Source organism: Streptomyces sp. NPDC031497, from assembly GCF_055580905.1.
In genome coordinates this window covers 184,112-197,984 of record NZ_JBVIKO010000014.1, presented here as the reverse complement: position 1 = coordinate 197,984, position 13,873 = coordinate 184,112, and the positions used below count along the sequence as shown (strand labels likewise).

Below are 13,873 nucleotides of genomic sequence, written 5' to 3'. Positions count from 1 at the left end.
TGGTCACTTGGGGAGAATCCGCCCCGAGCCCCGCAGCTTCCGGGAGGAACCCGTATGCCACGCCCGACCGACTGGAACGCGATCGGGCTCGACAGCGACCCCACACCCGGCGACCCCGACCAGATCCGGACGCTGTCCACCGAGCTGAACAACCTGGGCGCCGAGGCCCGGCGCATCAGCACGGCCATCGACGCGGTCATGAACACCGCCGGGGACAGTGTGTTCGTCGGCGAGGCCGCCAACGCCCTGCGCGACAAGGTCAACGACCGGCTGCGCGGGCACGTCGAGGACGTGGCGCAGTCCTTCGAGACCGCGGCGACCGCGCTGAGCACCTGGGCGGACAAGCTCGTCGAGCTGCAGTCCCGTGCCGACGGCGCGCTCAACTCGGGGCGCGGGCTCTCCGAGGACGACTCGAACCGGGAGACCTACGCCTCGACGGCCCGGCAGGCCGGCACCGAGCACGGCGAAGGCGCCGCAACGGCGGCGGGCAGCATCTCGGGTGTCTCCAACATTCAGCTGCCGATCTCCAAGTGCCAGTTGTTCTGGGAGGCGTTCCAGTGGCTGGCGATCATCCTGATCGTGCCGGCGCTGATCTTCGGCGGGCCGATCGCGCTGCTCGCCCTCGGCGTCAACCTGACCCTCTTCATCAAGACGATCGTCGACTTCGCCAACGGTGACGCCAGCTTCCTGGACCTCTTCCTCGCCGGGCTGGGCATCCTGGCGCCCACCACCAAGGCGCTGCCGATCTTCCAGATCATCAAGGGCGTCACCACGACGGCCTTCGCCAAGGGCTTCGCCAACATCGCCCGGGGCACGTTCCAGGCCCTGCGCAACCTGTTCACCAACGGCTTCCGTCCCACCACCCTGCTGCTCGGCCTGAAGGACCTGGTCAAGCTGGGCAGCACCTGGGTCTACAAGGGCGGTCTGTGGGTGCTGGACGGCATCCACAACCTGCCCGGCATCATCGGCCGCGGGGTCAACTCGGCCGGCCTGACGATCGTGCAGGGCATCAAGGCGCTCCCCGGATTCGTGCGTGGGCTGCCCGAGACGTTCTCCAAGGGCTGGCAGGCGACCAAGACCTGGGTGGGCCAGGAGTTCGGCGGCACCAAGTGGCTGCGGATCTTCCTGCCGGTGGACGCGGCGGAGATCGGCGAGTACGGCTTCGCGCGCGCCCTGCGGATCAGCCTCTTCGACCGCGGTGTGCTCGGGCAGCACGTCTTCGGCGCCCCGATCACCAGCAGCATCGGCCGCACGATCAGCTCGGTCCCGGTCGACCCGCGTACCGTGGACGCCCTGGTCGACATGCCGCGCATCCAGCTGAACGAGGTGCGGTTCGGGGCGGGTTCGGGTCAGAGCAGCATCCGCAACCTCGACCTCCACCTGCCCAGTACGCATCTGGACGTCACCTCGACCCTGCGCCCGCCGTCCCTGAACCTGGGTGACGTGGGCGCCATCGCCCACCGCGGCAACTTCGGCGTGCACGCGGCCCGCACCGTGGACGCGCTGGTCGACATGCCCCACGTGCAACTCGGCAACGTCCACGTGGAGAACTTCGGCGCGTTGGGAGGGCGTTCGGACGTCGGGGTGAGCGTGGGCGCCACGCCGACCGTCACCACCGCCTCCGGTCTCCACCTGCCCGCGTCGGCCGGTGTCCCCGGCGCCACCCACGGCCTCACCAACACGCCGGTGACCGGCGTCACCGGCGGTGCCCACACCACGCTCACCGGGCTGCACCCGACGCCGACGAACCTGACGTCCACCGCCGACGTACTGCTGCCGGGCGGAGCGCACAACGGCACGCACGTGCCGGGTACGACCGTCCTCACCGGCACCCACGCCACCCCGCCGCCGGTCGCCGGCACGCTCGGCGACATCTCGACTGTCAACCCGTCCGTGGGCACCCTGCACGCAGCGCTCACCGGCAACCCGGGAGTCGGCGCCGTACACGCGCCCGGCACGCCCAGCCTCGGCACCGTCCACACGACCCTGACGGGCACCCCCGGTACCAACGTGGCGCACACCGCGCTCGACTCGACCCCGACGCCCGGCGCTCATCACGACGTGACCGCGCCGAACAACCTGCTCACCGGCCCCACCACGGTGACCCACCCGTCCCCGACCGGCATCGGGCACGGCGGGCCGGGCAGCGTCGACGCCGGTACCTCGGCCTTCGACCTGCTGGCGGGCACCCGTCACAGCACGCCGAACACCCCCGTGGCCCCCGGCACCGGCAACGCCCTGGCCGACCGCACCACCAGCGCCCTGTCGGCCAACCAGACCCGGCTGCACCTCGACGAACTGGTCCAGAGCCCCGGCTCCCCGCATCCCGGCACACCGCAGCAGCTGCTGGCCAACTCACCCACGACTCCTCCGGTAAGCCCCGAACGGCTCACCACGAACCCGGCGTCCGTCACGACCCCGGACCGGCTCACCGCGAACCCCGGGAACGCCGGCACGCCCGACCGGTTCACCGGCAACGGCGCCCCGCACGACCCGGCGCCCGTCTCCCCCGGCGGCTCCGGGCACCCGGGCGCGCACAGCAACAGCGCCGCCCTCGACCTCGTCGACACCGGCCGCAGCGCCCGCACCACCGACAGCCCCGCCTTCGCCGGCGCGCCCACGCACACGGACGCCGACAAGGGCCTGGCCGGCTCGGCCAACGGCACCTCGGCCCATGTCCCCGAGAACCTTCCGGCCCATGCCACCCCCACCCCGCCCGGGACCCACACCCCGCTGCCGCCGGGTCACTCCTCCCCCGCGCCGGCCGCCCACACCGCTGACACCACCGGCGCCTTCGACGATCTCCTCAAGGACCCCAACGTCGTCAAGGTCCCGGGCAACCACCAGCTCGCGGTCAAGGCACCGCGCGGCGGCACGCCCGAACTCCACGGCGGTGCCGTCGAGTCGGGCCTGTACACGGTGGAGAAGCAGGGGACGGGCTTCGTCGTACGGCAGTTGGACGCCGTCGGCGGGACCGTGGTGCACAGCTGGACCTTCAAGCGGCTGGGCGGCATCCGGCTCGCCGAGGAGACCGTGCGGTTCGGCGACGGTCCGTTCAGCGGGGTGAGCGTCAAGGTCGCGGGCAAGTCCGTGGACTCCCTGACCGACGCCACCGGCACCTGGCCGGCGAAGCTGAGCGGCGAGCACGAGATCGTCGTCGCCTCCACCTCCGGCAGCCACGTCTACAGCCGGTCCACCGGCGCACTGCTGCGGTCGTCCACCCCGGACGTCACCCTGCCCCCGCGCCCGGCCGAGCTCACCGGCGCCTCCGCGGACAGCTGGGACGCCGCCGCCCACGCGGCCCGCGGCCACATGGGCAAGGCCGCCACCGACAACGAGACCAAGCTGTTCATGCAGGGCGTCATCGGTGGCGCCTTCACCTCGAAGAAGGGGTACGGCGGCTTCGTCAACCCCAGCGCCCTGGAGGCCAATCCGGGGCTGGTCGGCAAGGTCAAGCAGTTCAACAAGGTCGCCGGTGACCTGATGTTCGAGGGCCCCAACCAGCGGATGACCGTGTGGCGGGGCGTGTCCATGGACCCGCGGGCCGCCCAGGCCGACGTGTTCGTGGAGCGGCTGCCCGCCTCGACCTCCAACAACCGCGCCTTCCAGGCGGAGTGGGCGAAGAACGGCGTCAACAGCAACCGCGTCGTCTTCGAGATCGACGTACCGGCCGACCACGGCAAGCTCGCCATGGCCTACCCGCCCGGCTACCACAAGGCCGCCGACGACGCCCTCGCGCTCAACCAGGACCAGTGGGAGATCACCCTCTCTCCGACGCGGCTGGTGCGGACCGGGCCGGCCCGCGTCGAGGACGGCATCACGGTCGTGCCGGTGCGCGCCGAGCAGATCCCGGAGGGCCAGCTCGACAAGCTGATCAACGAGAAGTGGTCCGGGCTGCAGTCGGGCGAGGCGTTCGAGGACTTCGGGCGCGCCTTCGGGCAGGACGCGATGCGCCGCTGGGAGGGGCTCGGCGACGCGGTCGTACGGGAGGGCGGTGACGGCCCGAACGTGAAGACGTTCACGGTGAGCCGGCCCGGCTTCGCCGACGAGATGACCGTCACCGTCACCCACAAGGCGGACGACGACGCGGTCTCCGTCACGATCACCGGCGGCGACCGTACCTTCACCAAGGAGTGGAGCGGCACCGGCTTCAACGACCTCGCCGCGGACCTGCGCGGCCACGTCCTCCACAACAACGAGCTGCTCAGCTCCCTGCCGACGCCCACGTCATGGAGCAAGGAGCTGCCGAGCCCGGTCTACACCGGCTCCCACCCGGACACGACCGTCCCGAGCCCCACCCGGACCACGCCGGACACGGACACGAGCGTCCCGGCCACCACCCACACCACGCACGACACGGAAACGGCCGTACCGGGGACCACCCGCTCCCCCCTCCACACCGACACGACCGTCCCGAGCCCGACCCGAGGCACCCCGGACACGGGGACCGCCGTACCGGGCACGGTGCACGCGACCCCTGACACGACGCCCGCCCCGCGCCCGGACACCCCGCACTCCGGTGGTCAGGAGCTGCCCGGGCGCGGGCCCCGGCTCACCCCGGCCGAGATCGAGCAGGCGTGGTTCCGGGACGGCGAACGGGTCGACGCGCTCTTCGGCCACCTCGACGACCCGCTGCGCGGGGCACGCCGCGAGGCCTGGCGGGACCATGTGCAGGCACGGTACGACGTGGGCCGGGCCGAGGATCTGCTACCGGACAACGGGCACGCGGGCGGCTCCCGCGGCCCCACACCCGACGAGATCCGCGCGCGCGAGAACGTCGACATCGCCCAGCAGCGGTACGACGCCACCCACCACCGCCTGACCGAACTCGGCGTCGACCCGGTGCGGATGGAGGCCGATCTCGGCGCCCTGCGGCAGCTCAGTCTGAAGGAACGGCCCCGCCTGCTCGGCGGCACGGTCACCACGGCGAACGACGCGACTCCCCCGCCCGCGACCGCCGCCCACGCCGCCCACGCCGCCCACGGCGAGACGGGCGCGGCCTCCGTCACACCGCCCAGGCGGCTGAACGACATCCTGGCCGACCAGACCAAGGCCCACAAGGATCTCCAGCAGGCGGAGATCGCGCAGACGCAGCTGGGCAAGGACGCCGACAAGATCGCGAAGGCCAACGCGGACCTGACCGAGGCGGACACGAAGTTCAAGGACGCCACCCGCGAACTCGACGAGGCGCTCCAGCACGAACTCGACAACCGCCTGCTCTCGCAGCGTGAACTGAACCAGCTCGTCGACCAGTTCGCGGGCGCCGGCGACATCGACCGGGCCCAGGCGCTGCAGAACCACGCACGGAAACTGGACACCGGTTCCCGCGGCGCGGGCGACGGCCCCGTCCGCTCGGACCAGTTCATCCGGACCGGCGAGGAGATCCAGTCCCAGTCGGTCACCGTCCAGCGGCTCGCCAACGAGCTCGAGAACCTGGTGAAGGCCGACACGACTCCCCCCTCTGAGCTCAAGGTCCTGGCCGAGGGGCTCGAGAACGCCGCCAAGGACCTGGACGCGGCCCTCCAGGGCCATGTCACGGACGCCGCACGCTTCGGCGGCGCCTACACGCTGCGCAACCAGCACACGCCCGTCGCCGCCGTGGCCCACCATCTCGCCGAGCTGGTCGACGACGCCGTCAAGACAGCGAAGCCGGGCGACAACCTCGTACTCAAGGGCTTCCTCGGCACCGACGCCTCGGTGGAACGGGTCCGGCGCGGCATCCCGGACCTCCTGCGGCGCTACCGCGAGAACCAGGCGTTCGGCGAGGTGCACAGCGGAGAGCAGTGGAAGGCGGTACTGCCCGGGACCGAGGCTCAGTGGCGGAAGGTGTTCGAGGACTTCGACGGCTTCGACAAGCTGTCCAGGTCCCAGCAGCACGACTTCGTGCGCAAGCTGTCCGAGAAGAACATCGCGGACCTGCGTGCCGACGTCGACGGACTGCTGAAGGACCTGCCGGAGGCGGACCGTCTGAAGTTCCAGCAGCTGCGGGACAAGCTCGAGAACCTGCCTTACCGGATCAAGCACGCCACTCCGGCCTACCACGCCATCGCCAACAGCGGTGTGATGTCCTCGCAGGGCGACCTGACCCGCCGGGGCGTCAAATTCCTGGCGTCCGGCAAGAGTTCGGCGAAGAACACCTCCAACCTGGGCAACGACGACTTCGTGTTCTTCCGTATGGAGGTCGGCGACAAGCCGATGGCGACCCGCTACGGGCCGACCACGCTCGTCTTCGACGCCAAGGTCCTGGAGGAGAAGGGCGGCTGGGTCTCGCTCCACGACCAGCTGCACCCACTGGACCGCGACACCATGAACCAGCTGAAGGTCGGCGACGACGTCGTCCGCAGCGCGAAGTACGACGACGGCTTCGACGAGGTGGGCAAGCGGGGCCGCTGGACGTACGAGTACCCCGACCACAGCACTCGGCAGGTCTCCTTCGAGCAGGAGGTCTTCCACGGCGAGCATGTGCGGGAGGCGCTCGCCCTGTCGGTGGTGCGCGAGGTCCATCTCATCGGTGGCACCTTCAAGGACGACGTCTTCAGGCTCCTCGCCGAAACCGGCAGTCCGGAGGACCTGGGCTCGGTCATCTCCAAGCTGTACCGGCCCGAGGCGAAGTCCGGCTCGGGGCTGCCCATCAACCCGTTCGAGAGCCGTGCCACGAGCGAGTGGCCGTCGCCGCTCGCGGTCCATGACGCGGACGGCGACGGACGCTATCTCGCCGACGGCACGGTCGACCCGGCCGCACGGGCGGCCGGCAAGGCCTTCGACGACGCGTCCGACCGGGTGCGGCAGGCCGACAACGCCCTCAAGAGCGGCAACAACAAGGCGCTGCGCTACAACCTCAACAAGGCGCAGCCGCACGCCGAGCAGTCGGTCAAGCTGACCCAGGAGTTCCACGCGGCCGCCGTCGGCGAACGCAAGGAGATGGCGAAGACCCTGCTCGACCAGCGCGAGCAGCTCCTCAAGGACATCAACACCCGCCTCGACGCACTGAAGCCACAGGCCAAGCCCGAGACCGCGAAGCCGCAGCCCGGGCCGGGCAAGAACCAGGGCGCGGGGACCTCCTCGTCGGCCGCGGGGGCGAACGGCCCCAACCTGAGCGAACTTCCGCAACTGGCCGAGAACGCGCTCCAGGGTGTAGCCGGCATCACCGACCAGATGAAGAAGATGGTCCGGGCACTCGCCAACTCGGACGGCTTCCGGTCCCTGCCGAACTCCAAGGTCGGCACGCAGACCACGGCCGCCGTCGACCTGGGCAGGACCGCCTTCGACAAGGCGTTCAAGCACCTGTTCAGGGCGGGACTGGTCCACGGTGACTCCGCCGGCCTCCACTTCACGGACGAGGGCCGCCGGCTGTTCCTGCCGCCGGGCGCCGACGCCAAGACAGCGACGCCTTCCGTGTCCGCCGCGACCGACGTCCACACGAACCCGGCCCACGCCCAACCCCAGCTCCCGCACACCCAGTCGGGCCCCGAAACCAAGGCCCCCGCGCTCACCGGCGACGGCCTCCCGTCCCGCGGCCTGGACACCGACTCACCGGCACCCCACCACGCCGACACGGACACCACGCCCCCGGCACCGCACGACCTCGACACCACGCCCCCGGCACCGCGCGGCACCGACACGCAGTCGCCGGCGCCGCGTCGCATCGACTCCGAGACGGCCCCGCCGCCGATCAAGGAGAGCGACACCACCGTCTCGCACTCCCCGAACCACGGTGCCGCCACGCACCCCCTCGACGCGGAGACCGCGCCGCAGCATCTCTCCGACACCACCGCACCGCACCGTCTCACCGAGACCGAGACGGAGACCCTCCGGCCGCACCCGCTCGACACCGGCACGCCTCCGTCCCGTCTCACCGAGACCGACACGACCACACCGCACCTCGCCGACACCGACACGACCACACCGCACCTCGCCGACACCGAGACGCGCACACCCCACCTCGCGGACACCGACACCACCCCGCCCCACCCCACCGAATCCGACGCGCCCGCGACACACCTCGACGACATCCACTCGGCCACTCCCCACCGTGGCGACAACGGCGACTTCACCTCGATGCCCCCGAAGGACGACACACGGCTCGGGGACGGCCGGTCCGCGCGGCCGCTCGGTGACGCCGTCCTGGACGACATGCTCAGGCCGCCCCGGCGGACCGGCGACACCACCGGAACGACCGCGTCCGGTACCGCCCATCCGGCCGCGCCCGACCTCCTCGACCGTGCCGTCTTCCGCCGTAACACGTACCGGGAGAACGGCATCCGCGCCCGCTCGCAGATCCGGTACGTCGACCGTGCCCTGGACGCCTTCCACCACGTCCCCGCCGACCAGTTGGCGCGACGGGCCGAGGCCCTCGACAACCTGGCCGACGCCGCCGGGCGCTTCCTGCGGGACCGCCCGGACTCGGTCCGCCGGGCCGGAGTGGAACAGCTCCTGAACCAGGTCCGGGCCGAGGCGAACGCCTACCGGCTGCTCGACGACTTCCGGCGCCTCGGCGACGGCGCGGACGGGCTGGCCGGCCGCACCCGCACCGCCCTCGCCGCCGGCGGCACGACCCCGCACACCCAGACCAGGCTCCAGACGATGCTCGACGGCTTGGACAGGTCCGCGCAGGCCCAGCGGCAGAACGACGCCCTGAGCCTGCTGGACGGCACCCCGCCGCTGCGGAACACCGGTGACACCACCCTCACCGCGCCGGCCCGCCCGGACGGCGACACGACCCCGGCGGCACCCGCCCGACTCGACGGTGACACCACCCCCGCAGCCGCCCACCTCGACGGCGACACCACCCCCGCCGCACCCTCCCGGCCGAACCGGGGCAAGGCTCCGGCCACGTCCTCCCGGCAGCCCGGGGAGACGCCGTGGGCGGAGGATTCGGCGCGGTTCGACGAGCTCCTGGGCGGCGACGGCAGGCCGTTCCGCGAGGCCTGGGTCGAGTTGTCGTCCGCCCGGATCGAACTGAACCGGGTCGAGGATCTGCGCGGCGGGCCGGGCGGAGCCAGCACCTCACGGACGGTCAGCACCTTCGACGTCCAGCTCAACCACGAACTGGTCGCCGCTCAGGACCGGTTCCGCGCCGCTTACCAGAACCTTGAGCACCTCGGCATCCATCCGACCGAGATCGAGGCCCGGATCCACGAGATCCAGGTGGCAGCCACCCACCGCGGCGCGACGCTCGGCGCGGGCAAGCTCGACACGCTACCCGACACCGCCCCGCCCGCGGTCAACCACGTCGCTCTGAACAACTCGGGCGTGAGCGCGCCGAACGGCCTGACCATCGAGCGGAGCGTGGGCCAGGACAACGCGGTGACGCTGTGGGTGCTCGACCAGCAGCTGCACCCGGACCCGCTGCGCACGGTCGTCGCCCGGCCGGACGGCGGTTTCGACGTCCGGCACACTCCGTCGGACACCGTCACCACGTACACCGCGAACGGCGACCGGATCGCCGACGACATGCCGCTGTACGGGGCCGACGGCCGGCCGACGGGGCTGCGTCTGCACACGGATCTCAACGCCCACGGCCTGCGGCAGACCATGACGGTGAACGGCCCCGGCGCGGACCGGCTGACCGCCTTCCCACTGCCCGGCGACGCGGCGCGGATCACCCATCTCGACACCGGCGCCACCCATCGCGTGGACGCCCTGGGCCTCCGGGTCGACGAGGGCGTCCAGCTCACCGGCCGGGACGGCGTCCCCGCCGGGACCGACCGGGTGTGGGTCACCGACGGCGCCGACGTCCATGTCACCGATCTCGCGGGCAACCGTCTGGACCTGCGGGTGCAGGAGCTGGGCGACGGGAACGGCATCAGGGTCACCGACGGGACGACCGGGGTGTCCGTACGCCACGACGGCCGGGGCCGCCTCCAGGAGACCGGTGTCTCGCTGACCGAGCCGCGGGGCACCCGCGGGCAGCGGTTCCTGGCCGACGACGGCACGGGCCGCTTCACCCTGACCGACACGGCCGGTGCTCGGCAGCCCCAGACGGTCACCGCGCTGCCCGGCGGCACCGGCTTCCGGGTGACCGACGAGACGAGCGGCGCGACCAGCAGGTTCACGGCCGACGGCCGCTACCAGGACACCGGCCTCGCCCTGTTCGACCCCGCGGCGAACGCCCGCGGTGGCCGGATCGCCGTACCGGACGGCGCGGGCGGTCACCTCCTCACCGACACCGCGGGGCAGCCGCTGCCCCAGCGGGTGGTCGCGGTCGGCGGCAACCGGCCGCGCACGATCGACGACGTCACCGGCGAGTCCGTGCTGTACGACGCCCAGGGCCACCCGGTGAGCGCCTCGACCGCGCTGGCCGACCCGGCCGGCGGGCCGCGCGGCGGCCGGTTCGCCGAGCCCGACGGGGCCGGCGGTCACCGTCTCACCGACGCCGACGGCAACCGGCTGCCCGACACCGTCACCGCGCTCCCGGACAACGGCGGGTTCCGAACCGTCCACGACACCGGGCACCGCACCTTCGGCGTGAACGGCGACTTCGCGGGCGACGGGCTGCGGCTGACCGGACGGGACGGCGTACCGGCCGGGCATCTCGACCGGCCGCTCGGCGCGGCTCCGCACTGGCTGGACGACGCCTTCGCGGCGGACCCGGCGCGGGCGGTCACCTTCGACCCGGCCGGCCGCATCGAGATCGCCCGACCCGGCGGCGGCCGGCAGGTCTTCGACCAGCACACCGGACGGTTCGCGCAGGAGACGGTCCCGCTGCCCGGCGGCGGTCACCGGACCACCCTGGCCGACGGGACGTTCACCCGGTACGACGGCCAGGGCGCCGTCACGGCCACCGGCACCCCGCTGCCCGTGGGCCACGGCGGACGCCACCTCGTCGTGGCTCCGCCGACCGCGCAGCACCCCGGCGCCTGGCTGGAGGACGGGGCGGGCGGCAGGCTCGCGCACTGGGACGCCGTCCGGAGGCCCGACGGCACCACCCGGATCGTCTTCAACGACCGGACCAGCCCGCGGCACGGCGAGTTCGTGCACCTGGCCGCCGACGGCAGCGTGGCCCGGCAGGGCTTCAACGTGCTGGACAACGGGCGGCGGACGGACTACCGGTACGTCGTCGACCACGCCACGGGCACCTGGGACCGGACCACCAGGTCCGGCGCGCCGGTGGCGGCCGGGTCCTTCCACCACGGCACCGCCGACCTGTCCGGCGCCGCGGGCGGCCACATCAAGCTGCTCAGCTCGACCAAGAAGCAGGTGCCGGTCTTCGAACGCCGGGTGCTGCCCGGTGCCTCCGGCGACGTGGTCGACTCCTTCCGGCGTACCGACACGATCGACTTCGCCCGCACCAACCCCCGTACCCACTGGGTGCGCTGGGACGACACCGGCACTCCGCTCGGCACGGGCAGCCGGCACTACGACACGGCGGGCACCGGCTGGCGCGACACCGACGGCTGGGGCCGCACGGTGCGCGAATACCGCGACGGGCTGCAGAAGTTCAACGGCCGGACCGGCCACACCCTGGGCGTCGACGACGGCAACGGGGCCTGGACCTGGCACCGTTACGACGGCGACGGCAAGGTGATCGCCTCGGGCCCGCGGACCCGGGAGCGCATCGGCAGCGGCTGGACCGACCGCACCGCGGACGGCCGGATCGCCCAGCAGCAGTGGGGCATGGCCGAATGGCCCGAGCGGGCCGGCCAGTACCAGGAACACGCGATGAACCCGGCCGACGGGACTCTCCGTGCCACCTGGGAGCGGCACTCCCCGCACGGCAAGGAGGTCGGCAAGCACGAGGCCCTCGGCGACGGCTTCCTGACCACCGACCGCTGGCGCGAGCAGCGGCCGCCCACCTGGGTGCGCACCCGCTGGCTCGCCGGCGCCGAGCACACCCGGCCGCCGTACGCCCATGTCCGGGGTGACGACACCTACCAGCTGTTCACCTGGACGAAGGAGGCGAACGACGGCACCGTCGCCGCCTCCGGTGTGCGGTACGTCGGCATGGACGGCAGTGCCCTGGACCTGGCCGCCGACGGCACCTTCGCGCGCTTCAGCGGCAAACTGCACGACGGCACCTCCCTGAAGGTCGGTGACCACGCCGGGCGCCCCGGCCATGCCCCGGCCAACCCCACCGACCAGCCCTGGCAGGCCGGCGACGTCAGGGGCTACCGCGAACCGCTCGCGAACGACCCTGCGGGCAGGCTCTGGCAGGACGTGTACCAGGACGCCGGCGGCACCACCCGGATCGCCCGCGAGGGGCTGCCCGGCGGGGTCGTCCGGGAGTACACCGGCCTGCCGGAGAACCGCCTCTGGGTCGAGCGGGACCCGCACGGCAACCTCGTCGGCCAGAGTCACGCCAAGCCCGACCAGCCGGACCACGTGATCCAGGGTTCCGGCCGCGCCGACTCCGGCCGCTGGACCTGGCGCGAGCTGGACGCGAACGGCGCCCAGGTCGGCACCGGCGAGCGGGAGTTCTTCCGCGGCTCCACCGACTCCCGGCTGCCCTGGGACGACTCCTACCGGGACTTCGACGCCCACGGGCAACTGGTCCGCGAGCGCCGGATGCTCGACTCGGGCAACCACGTGGACGCCTGGCGCGACACCAACGGCTGGTGGACCGCGAACGTCTTCAGGCGGGACGGCACGGCCCTCGACCCGGCCCTGGCCAACCAGGTCCGCCGCTGGTGGCACGACGGCAGCTGGCAGGAGCAGTGGGCGCCCGGTGCCCGTCACTTCCGTGACTCGCTGCCCGGCACCGGCCAGGCCGCGCCCACCGTCCTGCGCGAGACCCCGCTGCACAACGGCGGACCGCTGCGGGTGCGGGCGTACAGCACGACCGTCACGCAGAACACCCCGGCCGGCTCGGTCTGGAAGGAGTTCGACCACGGCAGTGTGGTGCGGGAGCGCAAGGCCGATGGCGGCGGGTTCCTGGAGACCGACGCCTGGCGCGGCCAGTGGAACCGTTACAACAGGAACGGCGATCTGATCGCCCAGCGCACCGACAGCGGCCTGGTGTTCGAGCGGGACACGTTCAACACCTGGCGGCTGGTCGGCAACGAGTACGACTTCCGGGGCGCGCTCACCGAGATCCGCGGCTGGGGACGGACGACCCGTGAGGCTCAGCGCATGCCGTGGTCCGGCACCGTCCTGCCGGACGGCAACGCGGCGCTGCGCGAGGCGCGTTACGAGCCGTACTGGCAGTCCGTGGCCAAGAAGGCGGCGCTGGAGTTCGGCCAGGAGTTCATCCTGGAGTTCGGTGCGAACCTCGCCGTCAACGGGATCGTGGCCGCCGTCCAGAACAAGCCGTTCACCGGCAAGGACGCGCTCAAGTCGTTCGCCAACGCGGCGGTCGGCGCGACCATCAAGACCGGTCTGAGCACCGCGGTGCACGAGAACCGGGCCCTCGGGTTCGAGAATCTCGGCAAGTTCAAGGCCGGCATCGCCAATGTCGACGGCGGCAAACCGTGGACCCGGCGTCCGCTCAACCACGACAAGACCTGGGTCAACGAGTGGGCGGGCAACGAGACGCCGACCCGCTGGCGGGGCGGTGCCTACGACTTCTCGTTCGGCGTGCTCAGCAGCGCGCTGTCCGGCTGGGTCAACGGCAGTATGAACGCGGCCGTGTGGGGCGTGACCAACGCCGACGGCCAGACGGTGAAGCTGCACGGCGGCGACGCGGTCTGGGAGGGCGGGATCAACGCCGCCGCCTCGGTCACCACGGCCGCCACCACCGGGCTGGTCAAGAACGTGTTCGTGATGAGCGCGGGCAGCCGGCTCTTCCACCGCCAGGGCTTCGCCGACTTCTGGATCCAGCTACCCTTCAAGATCTTCGAGAAGTCGATCCAGTCGCTGTACCTGACCAGCACCTATCGTGCGAGCATCAATCCCACCTATTACCAGGCACCATGATCGGGACAGCGGCGATCACCGA

Annotated in this window: 1 protein-coding gene; it reads left to right on the top strand. The window is 72.2% G+C overall.

Annotation, left to right across the window (positions count from 1 at the left end; genetic code table 11):
* The first annotated feature begins 54 nt into the window (after positions 1-54).
* Complete coding sequence (locus ACZ5K7_RS27580; protein WP_468917239.1) at positions 55-13,851, top strand: hypothetical protein; 13,797 nt, start codon at positions 55-57, stop codon at positions 13,849-13,851.
* Positions 13,852-13,873: the final 22 nt, after the last annotated feature.

Coding starts and splice junctions, on each gene's coding strand:
- ACZ5K7_RS27580 (WP_468917239.1), top strand. CDS start 55: ATGCCACGCCCGACCGACTGGAACGCGATCGGGCTCGACAGCGACCCC.